Annotated in this window: 17 protein-coding genes; 9 read left to right on the top strand and 8 right to left on the bottom strand. The window is 48.6% G+C overall.

Annotated features, from left to right (window positions below; translation table 11 throughout):
* The first annotated feature begins 64 nt into the window (after positions 1–64).
* Positions 65–1,789, top strand: a complete 1,725-nt coding sequence (locus tag ACOJS8_RS24505; protein WP_420151191.1) for a sodium:solute symporter family protein — start codon at positions 65–67, stop codon at positions 1,787–1,789.
* On the opposite strand, the gene ACOJS8_RS24500 is transcribed toward ACOJS8_RS24505, so the two are convergent.
* Together ACOJS8_RS24500 and ACOJS8_RS24495 are read right to left on the bottom strand one after the other, a co-directional pair.
* Entirely contained in the window at positions 1,742–2,152 is a 411-nt protein-coding gene (locus ACOJS8_RS24500) for a putative toxin-antitoxin system toxin component, PIN family (protein ID WP_420151190.1), read from the bottom strand. The genes ACOJS8_RS24505 and ACOJS8_RS24500 overlap by 48 nt on opposite strands.
* Positions 2,149–2,385 (bottom strand): hypothetical protein, encoded by a 237-nt coding sequence (locus tag ACOJS8_RS24495; RefSeq protein ID WP_420151189.1) that lies wholly within the window; start codon positions 2,383–2,385, stop codon positions 2,149–2,151. The genes ACOJS8_RS24500 and ACOJS8_RS24495 overlap by 4 nt, the downstream gene beginning before the upstream one ends.
* A gap of 64 nt (positions 2,386–2,449) precedes the next feature.
* Between ACOJS8_RS24495 and ACOJS8_RS24490 the strand changes: the two genes are divergently transcribed.
* The 3 genes from ACOJS8_RS24490 (at position 2,450) to ACOJS8_RS24480 (ending at position 7,822) form a co-directional block, all read left to right on the top strand.
* Positions 2,450–4,522 (top strand): glycoside hydrolase family 2 protein, encoded by a 2,073-nt coding sequence (locus ACOJS8_RS24490; protein ID WP_420151188.1) that lies wholly within the window; start codon positions 2,450–2,452, stop codon positions 4,520–4,522.
* On the top strand, positions 4,497–6,779 hold the full coding sequence (locus ACOJS8_RS24485) for an FAD-dependent oxidoreductase (protein ID WP_420151187.1): 2,283 nt from the start codon (positions 4,497–4,499) through the stop codon (positions 6,777–6,779). Before ACOJS8_RS24490 ends, ACOJS8_RS24485 begins: the two co-directional genes overlap by 26 nt.
* Positions 6,780–6,892: 113 nt before the next feature.
* Entirely contained in the window at positions 6,893–7,822 is a 930-nt protein-coding gene (locus ACOJS8_RS24480) for a sugar phosphate isomerase/epimerase family protein (RefSeq protein ID WP_420151186.1), read from the top strand.
* 50 nt (positions 7,823–7,872) lie between these two features.
* On the opposite strand, the gene ACOJS8_RS24475 is transcribed toward ACOJS8_RS24480, so the two are convergent.
* The 4 genes from ACOJS8_RS24475 to ACOJS8_RS24460 form a co-directional block, all read right to left on the bottom strand.
* The gene (locus tag ACOJS8_RS24475) at positions 7,873–8,574 is read right to left on the bottom strand and encodes an SDR family NAD(P)-dependent oxidoreductase (protein ID WP_420151201.1); all 702 of its coding nucleotides are present in this window, start codon (positions 8,572–8,574) and stop codon (positions 7,873–7,875) included.
* A 95-nt stretch (positions 8,575–8,669) separates the two neighbouring features.
* Positions 8,670–9,443, bottom strand: a complete 774-nt coding sequence (gene folE, locus ACOJS8_RS24470; RefSeq protein ID WP_420151185.1) for a GTP cyclohydrolase I FolE — start codon at positions 9,441–9,443, stop codon at positions 8,670–8,672.
* Complete coding sequence (locus ACOJS8_RS24465; RefSeq protein ID WP_420151184.1) at positions 9,406–9,837, bottom strand: 6-pyruvoyl trahydropterin synthase family protein; 432 nt, start codon at positions 9,835–9,837, stop codon at positions 9,406–9,408. The genes folE and ACOJS8_RS24465 overlap by 38 nt, the downstream gene beginning before the upstream one ends.
* Before the next feature lie 265 nt (positions 9,838–10,102).
* Positions 10,103–10,747, bottom strand: coding sequence for a zinc ribbon domain-containing protein (locus ACOJS8_RS24460; protein WP_420151183.1), 645 nt, complete (start codon positions 10,745–10,747; stop codon positions 10,103–10,105).
* A gap of 103 nt (positions 10,748–10,850) precedes the next feature.
* Here ACOJS8_RS24460 and ACOJS8_RS24455 point away from each other — a divergent pair, with 103 nt between their 5' ends.
* From ACOJS8_RS24455 to ACOJS8_RS24445, 3 genes are all read left to right on the top strand, one after another.
* Positions 10,851–11,954, top strand: a complete 1,104-nt coding sequence (locus ACOJS8_RS24455; protein ID WP_420151182.1) for an MBL fold metallo-hydrolase — start codon at positions 10,851–10,853, stop codon at positions 11,952–11,954.
* Positions 11,955–12,069: 115 nt separating this feature from the next.
* Positions 12,070–13,359: a Gfo/Idh/MocA family protein gene (locus ACOJS8_RS24450; protein WP_420151181.1), complete on the top strand. Its 1,290-nt coding sequence runs from the start codon at positions 12,070–12,072 to the stop codon at positions 13,357–13,359.
* Positions 13,360–13,467: 108 nt separating this feature from the next.
* Complete coding sequence (locus tag ACOJS8_RS24445; RefSeq protein WP_420151180.1) at positions 13,468–14,688, top strand: sugar MFS transporter; 1,221 nt, start codon at positions 13,468–13,470, stop codon at positions 14,686–14,688.
* An 84-nt stretch (positions 14,689–14,772) separates the two neighbouring features.
* On the opposite strand, the gene ACOJS8_RS24440 is transcribed toward ACOJS8_RS24445, so the two are convergent.
* Positions 14,773–15,981: an ABC transporter permease gene (locus ACOJS8_RS24440; protein WP_420151179.1), complete on the bottom strand. Its 1,209-nt coding sequence runs from the start codon at positions 15,979–15,981 to the stop codon at positions 14,773–14,775.
* A 47-nt stretch (positions 15,982–16,028) separates the two neighbouring features.
* Entirely contained in the window at positions 16,029–16,406 is a 378-nt protein-coding gene (rbfA, locus tag ACOJS8_RS24435) for a 30S ribosome-binding factor RbfA (RefSeq protein ID WP_420151178.1), read from the bottom strand.
* A 163-nt stretch (positions 16,407–16,569) separates the two neighbouring features.
* On the opposite strand from rbfA, the gene ACOJS8_RS24430 reads away from it, so the two are divergent.
* Both ACOJS8_RS24430 and ACOJS8_RS24425 read left to right on the top strand, forming a co-directional pair.
* On the top strand, positions 16,570–17,982 hold the full coding sequence (locus tag ACOJS8_RS24430) for a hypothetical protein (RefSeq protein ID WP_420151177.1): 1,413 nt from the start codon (positions 16,570–16,572) through the stop codon (positions 17,980–17,982).
* 71 nt (positions 17,983–18,053) lie between these two features.
* A complete protein-coding gene (locus ACOJS8_RS24425; protein ID WP_420151176.1) occupies positions 18,054–18,842 on the top strand; it encodes a queuosine precursor transporter in 789 nt (262 codons plus the stop codon).
* Positions 18,843–18,854: the final 12 nt, after the last annotated feature.

Below are 18,854 nucleotides of genomic sequence, written 5' to 3'. Positions count from 1 at the left end.
CGATCGGCGTAAATTATAAAAACTAGCATTCTATGTTCCTCATAACCCACAAAACCAAACAGAATTGAATACGACCATTGATACTGCCGTCATCGTCATTTTCTCCGCCTTTGTGCTGGGAATTGGTCTGCTCTTCGCCCGGACGGGACGGAACCTGAAATCATTTTTTGCGGGTGGCGAAGCTGTCCCCTGGTTTATCGGTGGTCTGTCGTTGTTCATGAGTTTTTTCTCAGCCGGTACGTTCGTAGCCTGGGGCAGTATCGCCTACAAACATGGCTGGGTAGCTATAACCATTCAGTGGACTATGTGCATTGGTGCCCTGGTTACTGGTCTTTTTCTGGCGCCACGCTGGAAACAAACGGGTGCGCTAACAGCTGCCGAATTTATTCGTGAACGATTGGGCGTTACGGTCCAGAAGGCCTTCATTTTCATTTTTACGCTGGTTTCGCTGTTCATTAAAGGCTCGGTGCTCTATCCGGTTGCCAAGCTAGTCAGTTCGTCGCTAAACCTGCCGCTAGTGCCGTGTACCATTGGCTTAGGAATCTTCATGATTGCGTATACGGCCGTGGGTGGACTTTGGGCCGTAATGGTCACCGATATTCTACAGTTTGTGGTGCTATCGGCAGCCGTGTTTATTCTACTGCCGCTGTCGTTGGATAAAGTGGGCGGATTCAGCAGTTTCACCCAACGCGTACCGGACGACTTTTTCAATCTGCTCAATGGTGAATACACCTTCGGATTCATCGCGGCATTTGTCATTTATCACATCTGTTACATCGGTGGCAATTGGACGTTCGTGCAGCGCTACACCAGTGTCGATAGCCCCAAATCGGCCCGTAACGTAGCGTTTTTGTTTGCCGGGTTATATCTCATCAGTCCGGTCATCTGGATGATGCCGCCAATGATTTACAAAGCCATTAACCCCAGCTTAACCGGGCTTGATACCGAAAACGCCTACCTCATGATTTGCAAACTCGTTTTGCCACCGGGTTTGCTGGGGCTAATGCTGACAGGTATGTATTTCTCTACCTCGGCCAGTGCCAACACGGCGTTGAACGTAGTGTCAGCGGTGTTCACGAATGACATCTACAAAGGACTAATCAATCCGACAGCGTCGGATAAGCAGTTGATTCGCGTAGCGCGGGGTTCGTCCTGGGTGTTCGGCTTAGGCATGATCGGTATTGCGTTGCTGGTTCCGGCCGCAGGTGGTATTGTTGAGGTTGTGCTGAGTATCTCGTCAATTTCCGGTGGACCGCTCTTAGCACCTGCGCTCTGGGCTTTATTTTCCAAACGACTGACCAGCCGCGCAACACTCTGGATAACGGGTATTAGCCTGACCGTTAATCTGTTTTTCAAGGTCTTATCGCCCCTATTGCTGGATTTTAAACTTACCCGTGGTGCCGAAACCATTATTGGTGTCGGCTTGCCCCTGCTGTTATTGCTGGGTTATGAACTGTGGTCTAGATCGAAAAAAATGGAGGCCAAAGAATATGACCAATACGTAGCGGCCCGTCAGAAAAAGCGGGAAGAAGCGCAGGCCGAATCCGCCGAAGAATTGCGGGAAGTGCGTAAGCAGAATCGGTTTGGCCTACAGGTCATTGCCGGATCGCTGGCTTTTACGGCCCTGATGCTCTTTGGGCTGGGCCTACTGGCCGACCTAGGCGGGGGAATTACCGCAGGCATTGGCGTAGTCATTTTACTGGCAGCGCTGATTCCCTGGCGAGCCGCTCAGCGGGTTGAGCTATCCCTGCCGAACCCAGTCGAGAAATTCGTCAATTCGAATAACTGATAATCGAGGAAAATCAATGTCACGAAGAGCAGAAAAATGGCGGTCTTCAGAAACCAGATGGTCGACATTTGCCACTAATGCGCAGTCTACGTACTTGTTATCATCCGGATCGCTGTGTATGAGAGCCCACTCAAAATATATAGGTTGTAGTGTACAATTTTCGAGCGATAAGAGAAGCTTGATAACGTTATCAGCAACCAAAGGAGACGTTTTTTCGGCCAATTTTTCGTGGTATTCTGCTAAAATAGCGTTACTCAGGATTAGCTCAAATTTACCTGTTTTTAGCGCGTCAAAGATCGGTCGGTATTTCGACGTAACAGGAAGCGAAATAAGCACTACATTAATATCCAGTACAACTCTCATTGTGCTGAATGACTGCGTAGATGCTCATTTTTCCAGCCCTCAATCGTCTGCTCATTCCAGCCCTTCTCCTGACTCAATTGATTCATTTCGATGTCAATTTTCCGGGCGAAGTAATCAGCCAGCAGAAGCCGAATCTCTTTTAACTCCTCTTCCGAGACCGTATACGGATACAACTTCAGCAGTTCCATCTGAAGGTTGCTCAGTTTTGTGGCGCTTGTTTGCGAAGTTGACATGGGGTCAGTCTTTTTTACAAATATAAAATAAAGTACACCGCTTTCACGAGCATCCTCTAACTCTATGACCCTCATCCGAAACCTTCTAACACTGTTTTTCATCGGCTGGCTAAGCTCGACAACCTTTGCCCAGTATACCATTCGCGATCCTAAAGCTATTCCGCTGCATGGGGAATGGGCATTTATGATGGACCCGATGGACGCGGGCGAAACCAACAAATGGTACCGGGAAGATATGCCGCTGAATCGCCTGGACAAAGTAATTGTTCCGCACTGTTTTTCGGTCGATCCGCGTTACCAGTTCTACACGGGTACGGTCTGGTACCTACGGACTTTCCCCTGGAAAACGAACGCTGGCAAACGGGTACTGCTTCATTTCGATGCGTCTTACTACGTAACGTCGGTCTGGCTGAATGGCCAGAAAGTGGGGACGCACGAAGGTGGTTATACTCCCTTTCATTTTGACGTAACACCTTACCTCAAGCCAGGACAGGCCGATAACACCCTTGCCGTTTCGGTTAATAACAATACGTGGAAAGTCAGAACTATTCCAGGCGCAAAAGACAACGGTCAGCCCAACGATCCCTTTCCGGGATGGATTAATTACGGCGGTTTGATACGTCCGGTTTATCTGACTGTTGAGCCGGAGGTTTATGTAGAGAACGTAAAAATTGACGCCCTACCCGACCGGAACGCCGGACCGATGGCCAAAGGCACTGCTACTTTAAAAATCAAAACCCGTCTACGTAACGCTAGTGGGCAGGCTCTGACGCCGAAATTAGCTTTTCGGATTATGCAGAGTGGCAGACCTGTTCCCTTAACCTGGAAGCAGACAGCACGTAGCGTTGGGGCCGGTCAAACGGACGTAGTAGAAGCAGAAGCGTTGATGAAAGCAGCTGACGTAAAACTCTGGAGCGTCGATCAGCCAGTGCTGTACGATGCTCAGGTGATTGCGGCTACGGATACCGTTCAAACGCATTTTGGCATTCGGAAAGTGGAGGTACGTAACGCGCAACTGCTGCTGAATGGCCAGCCCATTAAGGTAGCCGGGGGCAATCGGGTAGTCGATCATCCGGGTTTGGGATCGCTGGAGCCGGACTGGCTGGTGGAGAAAGACATGCGATTAATGAAGGAAGCGGGCATGGAATTTCACCGACTGACGCATTACACACCCTCCGAAACCATCTACGACTGGGCCGACCGTAACGGCATGCTCATTATTTCGGAAGCGGGAAACTGGCAGTTGACACCGAGAGAAATGGACAACGATACCATTCGCGCGAAGTTTCGGCAGCAATTCCGCGAAATGGCCGAACGCGACTGGAATCATCCCTGTATTATCGCTTACAGCGTCGGAAATGAATATTTATCTGAACAGCCCGCCGGGCAACGCTGGACCAAAGACATGATTGCCTACGCCCGCGAACTCGACCCCACGCGCCTGTACACCTTTGCATCGATGCGGTTGAATATTCTGCCCAAAAAGCCTGAAGACGAAGCCAGTCAATATTGCGATTTTGTTTCGACCAATACGTATGGCAACCATGCTAACGTACTGAAACACATCCACGCGCTCTATCCTGACAAACCGATTTTTATCAGTGAATACGGCACGCGGGCCGATGGCAAAGATGGCGAAGCGGGTCAGGTTAGTCACATCGAAAAATTCCTCGCCGATATTCGCCAGTTGCCGTACGTAGTGGGCGCGTCGTGGTGGTCGTTCAACGATTACCTGAGTCGTCACGTCGGCACAAATCCTGACGGTACGCGCCCCTGGGGACTAGTTCGTTCGGATCGTTCAAAACGACCGTTATACAAAACGCATCAGACCGGTATGGCTCCCCTCACGATCGAGAAAATCAGTTGGGAGCCGGGGCAGGAAGGTGTGCACTCGTTAAAACTCCGCATAACGGCCCGAAACGATTTTCCGGCTTACACGCTGAAAAACTACGTAGTAAAAACCGCTACGTCTACCGTCCCAATTCCTGAACTGCAACCGGGTCAGCAGGCGGAATTGGTAATTCCAGTACGTGGTTTCGATAAAACTTTATCGGTTGACATCATCAAACCCACGGGCTATTCAATTCTTTCACAAACTTTTGATTTAACCAATGATACGCGAACAAGCAGCCGATAAACGAACGCTTAAAACCATTCGCCACGATGCCGATCTGATTGTTGTCGGTGGGGGCTTGTCGGGTGTTTGCTGTGCCATTACAGCAGCTCGTGCGGGTATCCGCGTCATTCTGGTTCAGGATCGGCCGGTGCTGGGTGGCAATTCCTCTTCCGAAGTTCGGCTGTGGGTGCTGGGCGCTACGTCGCACATGGGCAACAACAACCGATGGGCGCGCGAAGGTGGGGTAATTGACGAATTACTGCTCGAAAACTTATACCGGAATCCGGAGGGGAATCCGCTGATTCTCGATACAATTCTGCTGGAAAAAGTAGTGCTTGAATCCAACATTACGTTGCTGCTGAACACCGCCGTTTACGAGGTTGAGAAATTAGGGTCCGATACGATCAGCGGGCTAAAAGCCTTTTGCAGCCAGAATAGTACGGTTTACGACTTAGTGGCTCCGTTGTTCTGCGACGCTTCGGGCGACGGCATTGTTGGCTTTCAATCGGGGGCCGCTTTTCGGATGGGTGCGGAGAGTCAGGAAGAGTTTAGCGAGAAATTCGCCCCAACCGCCGAATATGGTGAACTGCTGGGTCATTCGCTGTATTTCTATACAAAAGATACGGGTCGGCCCGTACGGTTTGTGCCGCCAGCTTATGCCCTGGATGACATCACCAAAATTCCGCGTTACCGGCGGTTCAACGCGCAGGAGTACGGTTGCCAGCTTTGGTGGATTGAATACGGCGGTCGGCTGGATACGGTTCACGATACGGAAGCCATCAAATGGGAACTCTGGAAGGTCGTCTACGGCGTCTGGAATTACATCAAAAACTCCGGCCAGTTCCCCGAAGCCGAAACCATGACGCTGGAGTGGGTCGGACAGATTCCGGGCAAGCGCGAGAGCCGCCGGTTTGAGGGAGACTATATGTTGCGGCAACAGGACATCGTTGAGCAGCGTACCCATCCCGATGCTGTAGCCTTCGGCGGCTGGAGCATTGATTTGCACCCTGCCGATGGTATTTTTTCGGAAAAACCGGGTTGCAACCAATGGCATAGTAAAGGCATTTATCAGATTCCGTATCGGTGCCTGTATAGCCACAACATCTCGAATCTGTTTCTGGCCGGACGTATCATCAGTGCTTCACACGTAGCGTTCGGGTCGTCTCGCGTAATGGCTACGGGCGCCCACGTAGCACAGGCAGTCGGCATGGCCGCTACGTTATGCACACAAGAAAATCTGCTACCACGCGATCTGACTGAGCCTGAGCGCATCCAACGGCTGCAACAGGAATTATTAAAAACCGGGCAGCACATTCCGGGCCTTCATTTAGCTGACAATCAGGATTTAGTTCAGAAAGCACAACTGACCGCTTCCAGCGAATTTATTCTGACAGAACTACCGCCCGATGGCCCTTTGCTTAAATTATCACAATCGGCCGCACAGATGCTTCCGCTATCGACTGGCTCTATTCCCCAGTTAACCGCTTTCGTCATGGCTGATCGCGATACAACCCTGACAGTTGAATTGCGACGTAGCAGCAAGCCGTTTAATCACACACCCGACGTAACGCTCGAAACAAAAGAAATACTTCTCAAAAAAGGCAAACAGGAAGTTACACTGGCATTTGAAAGCAGTCTGGAAGAGCCTCAGTACGTTTTTGTTACGTTCCTTAAAAATGAGCACATTCAGTTGCAGTATAGCCAATTACGGGTAACGGGCGTGTTATCCGTATTCAACAAGATCAATCCAGCGGTATCGAATTATGGTAAGCAGGAACCTACGGAAGATATCGGCGTAGATACGTTCGAATTCTGGTGTCCCGAGCGACGTCCTGCTGGTCAGAATATTGCGTTACGTATCGCGCCCGGCATCCAACTGTTTCAGGCCGAAAATATACGTAACGGTATTCAGCGGCCAATGTATCAGCCCAACGCCTGGGTTGCCGAGCGTAACGATTCCAATCCAACCCTGACATTAACCTGGCCAGACAAACAGCGGATCAGTCAGGTCATTTTGTCGTTCGATACGGACTTTGATCACCCCCTCGAATCGGTTATTATGATTCACCCGGAAACGGTTTCGCCCTTTTGTGCCTATGAATTTATTCTCTGTAACGATCAGCAGGAACGTATTGCACACCAAACCGACAATCATCAGACACGTAGCACGATTCGGTTTCCCGAACCCATCGAGACAAACAGTTTGACGATTCACGTAAAACCACAGCCCGGTCAGGCACCAGCCGCACTAATGGAAGTACGTTGTTATGGCGAATAGCCAGGACAAGTTGCCTGAACGCACTGCATGAGTATTTTCGACGGACAGGTCTGCTTTTGGGAAATGGAAAGCGGTGTTTTGCCGCGTAACCTTACCGTCAATCCTATTTCGTTATGACTTCTAACCGTCGTTCATTTTTAAAACAAGCTGCTGGGTCGCTGGCGGGCATGGCCACTCTTCCGGCTGCGTTTGCCGAAACAGCTCCTCAAAAAATGTGGTTTGATATTTCGCTGGCCGAGTGGTCGCTGCACAAAGCCCTGTTTGCCAAGAAAATTACTAATCTAGACTTCCCGAGCGTTGCTCGTAAAGAGTTCGATATCAGTATCGTAGAATACGTTAACCAGTTTTTCAAAGACAAAGCGCAGGACAAAACGTACCTCAACGATCTGCTGACGCGCTGCAAAGACAATGGCATTACCAATCACCTGATTATGATTGATGGCGAAGGAGATATGGCTTCGCCAGACGCCAGTAAGCGCGCTCAGGCCATTGAGAACCACCACAAATGGGTAGAGTGCGCGAAATACCTGGGCTGCAAAACGATACGTGTCAACGCGGCTGGACAAGGTACGGAGCAAGAAATGGCCAAGGCCGCTGTTGAAAGCCTGAGCAAGCTGGGTGAGTTCGCTAAAACCATGAATATCAACATCACAGTTGAGAATCACGGGGGTTATTCATCCAACGGTAAATGGCTGTCCGGAGTGATGAAGCAAGTCAACATGAAAAACGTTGGTACGTTGCCCGATTTTGGTAATTTCTGCATTAAACGTGGCGAAAATCACAGCTGCCTGGAAGAATATGACCGCTATCAGGGTGTTAAGGAATTGATGCCCTACGTGAAGGGTGGTGTCTCAACCAAATTTCACGATTTCGATGCGAATGGAAATTGTGTTGAGACTGATTACAATCGTATGCTAAAAATTGTGAAAGAAAGCGGTTTCAAGGGCATAGCCGGTATTGAATACGAAGGCAGTACGCTGGACGAGTACGACGGGATCCGCAAATCAAAAGCGCTGCTGGAACGCGTCGCCCCGACCATCTAAATTAAACCACTACGTTGCCTGTTTTATCAGCCTGACTACTCCTAGTCAGGCTATTTTATTGACCCCATACCGCCGTCTACACTTATTACCTGTCCTGTAATCCAGCTAGCCTGATCGGAGAGCAGATAAGCCGCCATGCTGGCTATATCGTCCGGCGCTCCTATACGGTTTAGCGGATGGCGTTTAGCCCCTGAATCGCGCTTTTCTTCACTACTGAGCAGATTTTGCGCCAGGGGTGTATCGGTCAGAGAAGGAGCAATGGCATTTACCCGAATGTTGATCGGCGCAAATTCGGCCGCCAGCGACCTGGTCAAACCTTCTACCGCTGACTTGGCTACCGACACTGACGAATGAAGGCCCATTCCTAATTTGGCGGCAACAGTGCTGAACAGAACAATGCTGCTTCCTTTCGCCATCTTCAAAGCCAGATAAGCCGCATGAATAGCTCCAACCGCCCCCAATACGTTGACGTCCAGATCAGCACGGTATTCATCAGTAGTTAGCCGGTGAAAAGGTTTCAGGTTGATAGTACCGGGACAGTATACCAGGCCATGTAATACGTCGGGGAGCTGAGTGAACGCATCGGCAGCCGGAGTTTTCACTACGTCCCAGTTCATGTGCGTAGATGAGATTCCTTCTGGTTCCCGTCGGCCTGCCGTAAAGAGATTAGCTCCCTGTGCATGAAGCTGTTTGGCGAGTGCGTAGCCGATACCCGAATTGCCGCCGATAATCAGAATGTTTTTGCCTTCCATACGTAGAGAAATAAAAAGTTGTAGGGTCACACCAGCGAGAAGGAATGGCTAATCAGCCGCCCTACTTCAGTGTGACCCTACAACTGCTTGTTCTCTTATATGGTTACGCTTGACTGAGTAACGTAGCGTAATAATTCCTGACGAGTGGCTTCTTCGTCAAATTTGCCACTGTATGATGAGGTAATGGTCGAACTATTCAGGTCACGGACACCTCTTGTTGATACACATAAGTGCTTGGCATCGACGATAACCGCTACGTCATCTGTTTCCAGAACGCGCTTTAATTCGTCAGCAATCTGTACGGTTAGCCGCTCCTGAACCTGTGGGCGCTTGCAGAAATATTCGACAATCCGGTTCAGCTTCGACAAACCAATTACTTTACCGCTCGAAATGTACGCTACGTGCGCTTTCCCAATGATGGGTACAAAATGGTGTTCGCAATACGTCTGAACGGTGATGTCTTTCTCAACCAACATTTCGTTGTAGCGAAACTTGTTCTCAAATAACGTTGGCTCAGGCTTATTGGCAGGATTCAGACCACTGAACACTTCCTTTACATACATCTTTGCTACGCGACGGGGCGACCCTTTCAGGCTATCGTCGGTCAGATCCAGCCCCAGAATGTTCATGATTTCCCGGAAATGCTCTTCGATCAGGTCAATCTTGAAATCATCGTCAAGCGCAAACGCATCGGGCCGCATCGGCGTATCGATTGAGGTTGCACCGTGCGCATCGCCCATTTCATCGATTAATTCGTCCGAACAATGACAATCTACCGAGTGACCGTTCTTATGGTCATTCGCATGCGTCTGCCCATTAAGCGGAACACTGTTAGACGGGGTATTCGACGAAGTTCCGTTCAGTTTCATACAATCTGATTTTAAGATCTAAGCCTTCGCTTAGCTGGTTACGCAAAATGTTGTAGATAACAATGGCAATATTTTCGGCCGACGGGTTCAGATCAGCAAATTCCTCCGTATCAAGATTAAGATTCTTATGATCAAATCGATCCGTTACGTGCTCCTTGATGATATCCCCCAGCAGCTTCATGTCTATAACATAACCCGTTTCGGGATCAATCGGCCCGGTAACCTGCACTATCAGGTCGTAATTATGACCGTGGAAATGCGGATTGTTGCATTTGCCGTACACGCGGGCGTTTTTTTCGTCCGACCAGTTGGGGTTATTCAGGCGATGAGCCGCATTGAAATGTTCCTTTCGAAACACAGCAACCCGTGGCGCATCGACTCGGGTACTATCCATAAATAGCAAATCGAAAATAGGGTTCGATCAACCTGTCGTTACAAAGTTTGTGTACAACACAGGCAGATGACGGAACGTGTAGCTACTACGCTCCTCAGCGTGAGTCATTCCCCCTTATAACTCGGATTAAGCCCGTTTCGTTCAACATTTTCTTGGCAAAGGGCGTGGGGCATAGAGCGCGGGGTAGCGGGGATGGCAGAGGTTGTGTGTTGATATGTAGTGCCCAACCCTACTGTCCGCGCTCCATGCCCCACGCCCTCTGCCTTTAGGCTAGATTTGTTCCACATTCAGCGCAGAACTTTTGGCCGGGTTTCGCTTTTGTACCGCAGTTAGTACAGAATTTCTCTACGTTCTGCGTCGATGGGTTGGGCGTTCCGCAGGTGGGGCAGAATTTATCCGTTGCGTTTAATTTTCCGGAACAGGTCACGCAAGTGGCGACGGCAGTACGATTGGTGAAATCGATATGGCTTGTGTAATCGATCTGGCGGGTTTTCTGACTGATTTGTTCCGACGTAGCAAGAGCCTGCTGGGCGGCTAGCTCTTCCCGTTCGTTGGGGGCGCAGCTTTCGCAAAGGCCCGCACTGGCATTCCAGCATACATCCGGACACACCCACTGGCCGCAACGTGTACACTGATGAAAATGCTTTTTGCCTTCCTGAACGGCTTTTTCCAGAGCCTCATCATGCGCTTTTCCGCCAATGGCCCGCTGCATATGACGCGTGGCATTACCAGCCTCGTAAAAAATGCCACCGAAAATACTGCCGGCTACGTTCAGCAGTTCGCCAGCAACGCCCAGGTTATTCCGCTGGAAGGGCGACATATACCCGTTTCCGCATTTATCGCATCGAAAAGTAAATTGAAATCCCTTGTCGGTAGAGAGGTCGTCGTAGTTACGGACAAACTGAATCATAATGAGCTTCTCAACTTTATTTTTTGATTCTGGACTAAAAATAAGAAAGAATATGTTCGCTTCGGAAAGGTTTGTATCCACCGTACTTACTTTTATCCAATTTATGAAACGTTCTAAAACCACCATGATTCTTACACTTTTGATTTTAGGATTAGCCGCTGCTGTTTACATTTTTTTGCAGCAGAGCGTTTTCGGCAGCAACCCGACCGCTACACGACTTGAACGCATTTTACGTTCTCCTCACTACCAGAACGGCGCTTTCCAGAATCTGGAACAAACAGCTGTTATGCGGCAAGATGCCTCCTATCGGGATATGTTCAACGACTTTTTCAATAAGCCGAAAGACAATGTTCCTCCCAGACCCCTACCCTCCGTACGTACGGATTTGAAAACCCTGGCGGATGATAAACCTACGATTGTGTGGTTTGGACATTCATCCTATCTGATCAAATCTAAAGGCGTTACCATTCTTGTCGATCCGGTTTTTAGCGGGTATGCTTCTCCGGTGGCCGTCTGGGGAAAAGCCTATGAGGGTTCCAATGTATATAGCGTTGAGGATATGCCAGAGATCGATATGCTGGTCCTCTCCCACGATCATTACGACCACCTGGATTATAAAACTATTTCGCAACTGATTCCCAAAGTAAAAAAATTCTATACAGCGCTGGGTGTTGGTGCCCATCTCGAACGCTGGGGCGCCCGGGCCGATCAGATTGTTGAACTTGATTGGTGGGAAGGCCAGAACGTATCGCCCGACATCTCGCTGACGGCCGTTCCGGCCCGCCATTTTTCGGGACGTAGTCTATCTCGCGGGAAAACACTCTGGGCGGCTTTTGCGCTAAAACTACACGGCTATTCGCTGTTTTTGGGGGGCGATTCGGGGTACGGAAAACATTTCCAGGCGATTGGCGACAAATACGGTCCGTTTGATCTGGCCATTCTTGAATGCGGCCAGTACGGAAAAGACTGGCCCAATATCCATATGATGCCCGAAGAAATTCCCACAGCCGCTCATGAGTTGAAAGCACAAACCGTTCTTCCTGTTCACTGGGCCAAATTCTCTCTGGCATACCACGCCTGGAATGAACCTATCCAGCGATTAATGAAAGTAGCTACAGAAAAAGGCCTTAACGTAACAACCCCAAAAATTGGTGAGCCCCTGATTATCTCTTCTTCCTACCCAAAAAATTCCTGGTGGAATTTATAAATTTTTAAAAATGTAAATATTTTGCTTATCTTTATCATAAATTAGTAAACATATCGCACCATAATGCCAAAAAAGATAAAATTATTATCATATAAATATAGTACTAAGTACAGTAATGCAAAGGTATTCTCGTCGCCAATTTATCCGCACAGCGGTATTAACTGGAACGGCTACGGCGGTTACTTCGAATTCGCTTTTTCCAACTATTTTAACGAACCTAACACCAACAAAGCCGAAAATCAGACTTGGTTTTGTTGGTGTTGGCGAACGGGGGCGTCGTCATCTCCAGCAGGCACTCCTCCACAATGACGTTGATATAACTGCGATTTGTGACCCTTCTTCTGATGCTCTGAACATCACCAGCAAACTGATTAAAAACGCGGGGCGAAAATTGCCTGCTGCCTACGGGAAAGGCGATGAAGATTTCCTAAACCTGCTCAAAGATGACAGCATTGATGGTGTCGTCATTGCCACACCCTGGAAATGGCACATACCAGTGGCTTTAGCGAGTATGGAAGCCCATAAATACGTTGGCCTGGAAGTTTCAGCCCGAACAACGCTCCAGGAGTCCTGGGATTTGGTCGATACGTTCGAGAAGACGGGGGCTCCCTGTATGATGCTGGAAAACGCCTGTTACCAACGTAACGTATTGGCCATTCTCAATATGATTCGCCGAGGATTTTTTGGGGTGATAACTTACGCACATTGCGGCTACCAGCATTACCAGGCGAACAACAGCGCTGGTCAATTGCCGCATTCGGATGGCTATCCTGGAGTGCTGTACCCAACGCATGGAATTGGACCAATGGCTCACTGGCTCAATATTAACCGGGGTAATCGGTTCACGCACCTTAGCAGCCTAATCACCAAAAGCCGAGGATTGCAGCGGGACGTATTGACAAATGGGGCAAATGCCCAGATTAATTATAAACTCAGCGACGTTATTACCACTACGTTGAAATGCGCTAATGGAGAAAGCCTTGTCATTCTTCATGATACAAGTTCTCCGAGACCTTATTCACCTGGCTTCCAGATACAGGGAAAGCAAGGCTCCTGGCTCGGTGCTCACGATATGATTCGCCGGGAGAGCAGCCACCTCAGATCAGACGCTTACGAGCCGTTTTCTGCCTATCAGGAAAAATATGATCATTCGCTCTGGAAGCAGTCACTAAACGTAGAGCACAATAATACTGACTATCTGGTGTTTCGGGCCTTTGTCGAATCGATTAGAGCCAAGACTGCCCCTCCCATTGATGTGTACGATGCCGCCGTCTGGAGTGCAATCAGCCTGCTCGCGGAAGAAAGCATTGCAAGTGGTAGTACGTCTGTCGAAATTCCAGATTTTACCCGAGGTAGATGGAAGACAAATACGCCAATTTTTGGCCTTACAGACATGGTTTGTTGAATAATGTGAACTCAACAATGGAAAATGAGCGTAGAAAAGTGTAGTTTGGCAATTCCATTCTCTATAATTTTCCAGTACAATTCTTCATTCTACATTTTTACTTAACGAATGACGCCTACCGCTCCTCCTAAAACTCAGAATTACACCGGGCCATTGCTCATTATTGGAGCCCTTTTCTTTATTTTCGGCTTCGTTACGTGGGTAAACAGTGTTTTGATCGCTTTCTTCAAACAGGCGTTTAATCTCAGCACTGTCGGCTCTAATCTGGTAGCCTTCGCTTTTTTTATTTCCTACACGCTGATGGCGATTCCTTCATCGGCCGTATTGAAACGAACCGGCTTTAAGAACGGCATGTCGCTGGGCTTGCTCGTTATGGCAGTAGGCACACTCATTTTTGTCCCGGCGGCCAAAGTGGTTTCCTATCCTTTGTTTCTGGTAGGTTTGTTTCTGATCGGTATTGGCCTGACAGTGCTTCAAACAGCCTCCAATCCATACGCGACCATTCTTGGCCCTCGCGAGAGTGCCGCCCAGCGAATCAGTTTTCTGGGTATTGCTAATAAGTTGGCAGGTATTATTAGCCAGTTTATTTTCGGTGGTTTGTTATTAACCGGTGCCAATGCGGTTAGCGGTGCTGCCTCACTGGAAAAAGTGGTAACGCCTTACCTGATTTTAACAGCTGTGCTGGTCGTACTGGCGGCACTTATACGTTACTCAAACTTACCGGAAGTGTCGGAAGAGCAGGACGATACTACGTCGGATGTTTCGTCTCACACCAGCGTCTGGCAATTTCCTAACCTGGTGCTGGGCGTTCTGGCGCTGTTCTGCTACGTAGGCGCGGAAGTAATCGCGGGGGATACCATTATCAACTACGGCATGTCGCTGGGTTTTCATAATGATGAAGCCAAATACTTCACGACGTATACGCTTTATGGGTTGCTGGCAGGCTATGTACTTGGCATTGTGCTGATTCCTCGTTACGTCTCGCAGCACACAGCGTTACGTTTCGGAGCGGCTTATGGCTTGGTTCTTACCGTAGCAACGCTGCTTACAAGTGGTTTCACATCGGTATTGTGCGTTGCGCTATTAGGTTTTGGTTTAGCACCAATCTGGCCTGCTATGTGGCCGCTGGCTCTCAACCGGCTTGGCCCTTTTACTAAAATTGGGTCAGCACTACTTATTATGGGAATTTCAGGAGGTGCTTTACTGCCTTTACTACACGGCTATTTAACTGACGTGGTTAGCCCTAAAATGGCGTATGCGCTGCTGCTGCCGCTCTTTGGCTTTATTCTGTACTACGCTACAATTGGGTATAAACGTACTAGCTGGTAGTGTGTTCCTACATTATTAAGCACAGAGTCCCGGAGTTTATAAACTCCGGGACTCTGTGCTTAATGACATTGCCCGACACTTGGCTTATTGTGTATTAGCCGCTCGCTGGGCAGGCAACCAGGACGTAAGAACGGTGATGATCACAACCAAAACAACCGTCAGTGTAATATCGCCTGCCTGAAGCCGCACCGGGTAAGCGTCTATGATTGAGCTGACCATACCCATGCCAACCAGACCGTAGCGCTCCTGCAATACGCATAACGTAACGCCCAGAATCAGGCCCGTAAAAGCACCTATCAACGCTATTAGGGCTCCCTCTGTCAGAAAAATTCGCCGAACCATCCCTTTTGTTGCTCCCAACGCAAACAGGATTCGGATATCGGTTTTTTTCTCAATCACTAACATCGACAAGGTAAAGAAAATGTTGATGGAAGCGGCCAGAATAATAAAGGCGAGTGTAATGGCTACCAGCAATTTCTCAACGTAGATGGCCCGGTAAAGATCGACGTTTAAATCGTCGCGGGTCTGTACCAGTACGTTATCCCCTGCCGCAGCCTGCAATGCCTTTTTCACTACGTTCTCATTCACGCCCCGATTGAGTTGAATTTCCAGGCTCGTCACTTCGCCGGGCTTGTAACCGAACAATTCCCGCGCTACGTCCAAGGGTGCCAATACGAAATTATCGTAGCGAGATTCAATGAAAAACACACCAGAAACCGTCAACGAAGCCCGATTGAAGGCGTTCGGATTCAGAACACTGAACGTTTGCCCGCTCTGAGGATACATGATTTCGAGGGGCGTCAGAATATCAACCAGCGAAATACTCAGGTCGTTACGTATTCCTTCGGCCACAATGGCGTAGTTGACCCCTTCCCGACGTAACAGCAGCTTTCCTTCCAGTAAGGCGGAGTCGAGTTGCTGACGTTGTAGATAATTGTCGTCTACGCCTTTAAGTTTTACAACCGTTGTGGCATTCGCATAACGGGCCAGGGCATTATCCTGCGCAACGGGCGTTAGCAGATGAACACCGGGAGTCTGGCGCAACCGAGTGAGTAATTCGGCGGTGGCTATAAATCGCTTGCCCTGTTTCGGCAAAACGGTCATATCAGCCTCAAACGTCTTGAAAATCTGTCGGTTCAATTCTTCCATTCCATTAAAAACCGACAGCACGACAACAAGAGCCATTGTTCCGACCCCCACACCGAGCATCGACAGAATAGACAGCCAGCTGATAAAGCTGCGTTTCTTACGAGAAAAAAAATACCGACGTGCAATCCAGGCAGGAAGGTTCATGTTTTAATGAGTGATTGAGTGAATTATTGCTCCGGCAAACCGGCTAATCACTCATCATTGTCATCCTCGGGTGCTGGTGGAATATCCAGACCAGCGAAGAGTTTATCCATTTTATCGGCGTATTCGGCTGTATCGTCCAGAAAGAAACTCAAATCAGGAACGATACGAAGCTGATGCCGAACCCGGTCGCCGAGATGCTGCCGGATGATCTTTCCTTTTTCCTGTATCGTTTCCAGCAACAGGTCTTTATTTTTCGTAGCCAGAAAACTCAAATAAACCCGTGCTACGCTTAAATCTGGCGAAACGCGCACGTTGGTGACGGTAATGAACGCCCCGTTAAATAAATGCGGCACTTCCCGCTGAAAGATCTCGCTTAAGTCTTTCTGTAACTGCCGGGCAACTTTCTGCTGTCGTTTCGATTCCATACAACGTCAAACTTAGATACTCCATTGAACGTAAGAATAACCGAATAGTTTATAGCCATTCGTTATTCTTAAAACGTACATAATCTGCAAATATCCACCCATTTTTCCGTTCTGCCGAAATTGACTGTAATTTTGCGGCAATTGTCGATACGTTCTATTCGCTTTGCTACGCTTTTTCCAATCATACTTCCCCTATCAATACGTGGCGCTGCTGGGTCTGCTTGTGCTGATTCGGGTACCGCTGCTGCTGCATCCGTTTCCGCTGCTGATTCCTGAACTGAACTGGATGATTGTCGGCGAACGAATTAGTCAGGGCAATTTGCTTTACCGGGACATCTGGGACAGCGTTAGTCCCTTATCGGCATTGGCTTACTGGGGAATCGATAGTGTTTTTGGCCGCTCGCCAATCGCCTTACATGGAGCGGCTACGCTTGTCTCTGTGTTTCAGATCGTTTACTTCAACCGGCTAACCAACATCCGGGACGTTTACCCCGACCGGACTTTCTGGCCGGGTTTGTTTTACATGCTGTTCATGCATCTCTCGTTCGACTGTCTGACGCTCTCTCCCGTACTGATGTCGACGAGTTGGTTGCTGCTCGCATTTGGTACGCTTATTCGTCAAATGGACCGGCGGGGCGCTACCGACGAAGTATTTGAAGTTGGTTTTTACATCGGTATTGCCGCTTTGTTTTATCTACCATCCGCTTTATTTATCGTCTGGGCCACATTATCCCTGCTATTCTACACAGGCGCTACCTTTCGGCAATGTTCATTATCGGTGTTCGGTTTTCTCTTTCCTATTGCCACTACCGTCCTCTTTTATTACCTATACGATAGCCTGGACGATTTCAACCGGAATCTGCTCGCGTCGGTGTTTCGGGTCCGGCAATATTCATTATCTGACTTTCAGTCGTTGTTTGCCTCGCTGCTGATTCCGTTAGGTTTGGCAGTTTTAGGTTTCCTGAGTCTGTTTAACCGCAAAGGGGGTTACGTTAACTTTCAGCAGCGAGTACAGCAGATTATGATGATCTGGTTCGTCATAGCTGTTCTGACGATTGGTCTGATGCCATTTCTGGCCCCGATGGCTTTTCTGAGCTTTGTACCGCCAATGGCTTACTTTACATACTATTACTTCGAGAATATTCGCAAAGTCTGGCTGGCAGAAACCAGCTTTTCAATAGCTTTTGCGCTGATGTTGCTCCTGTTTTATCAGGGTGCGCTGGGGCTGATTCCGGGTGCAGAGTTAGGTCGTTTGAGCAGTTTACAGGTTCGTTCTTCTCCACTACCCGACAATATCCGCGACCAACACGTACTGATTATCGGTGAAGATTTGAGCGCTTATCGGCAAAATCGCCTGGCAACGCCCTATCTAAACTGGGATCTGGCAAAGTATGATCTCAAAAATTTAGATAGTTATCAGTCTGTGATCAACGTCTTTGATCACTTTCGGCAAGACCCCCCTGATTATATTATTGACCGCGAAAACGTAGTTCAGAAGTTGTTTCAACGCGCTCCAGCTATAGCGGCTCAGTACGAGAAAACGGCGATTGCGGACGTGTACAAGCGAAAAAATTAGTCAATAGTCGCAAGTCATCGGTCTTGTGTAACGTATCTTGCCCTAACAACTGACGCTTATAGCCTGTTTTTATGCCTGCCTCCTTTACGAACAAGCGAACCAATCTTTATATTTTTCTGAGCGCTATATTTCTAACCAATACGCTCATTGCCGAAATAATTGGGGTTAAAATCTTTTCCGTCGAAACGTTACTGGGCACAAAACCCGCTCAGATTCATTTATTCGGCGATTTCGTGTTAGATTTTAACCTCACGGCCGGGGCTGTCATCTGGCCGTTTGTATTTGTTACGTCCGACATTATTAATGAATATTTCGGTAAAACAGGAGTTCGACGTATTTCCTTTCTGACTGCCGGATTCATTGGTTACAGTTTTCTGGTTATCTACGCGGTTACGAACCTTCCGCCGGCTCAATTCTGGCTTGATGTTAATGCGAAGGACGTAGCGGGAAATCCAATCAATATCAACAATGCTTTTCAGATGATTTTCCGGCAGGGATTAGGCATCATCATCGGCTCATTGACAGCGTTTTTGATTGGTCAGATTCTGGACGTATATGTATTTCACTCGCTACGTAGAATAACCGGTAGTCAAAAAATATGGCTACGGGCTACGGGCTCCACACTGGTATCCCAGCTGGTCGATAGTTTCGTTGTGCTGACAATCGCTTTTTACGTTTTCGGAAACTGGTCGCTTACGCAGGTGTTAGCTGTGGGCATCATTAACTACATCTACAAAGCCACATCAGCTATCTTACTGACGCCCCTGCTCTATGTAGCCCATTACGGAATTGACCGTTATTTAGGCAAAGAACATGCTGAAGAGTTAGCCAATGAGTCGGCAATGAACTCGTTTATGTAGCACAACCATTTA

This window comes from Spirosoma sp. (genome assembly GCF_048594605.1).
Taxonomy (GTDB): domain Bacteria; phylum Bacteroidota; class Bacteroidia; order Cytophagales; family Spirosomataceae; genus Spirosoma.
The sequence above is the reverse complement of the archived record's forward strand: the minus strand, read 5'-3'. Positions and strand labels throughout refer to the sequence as shown.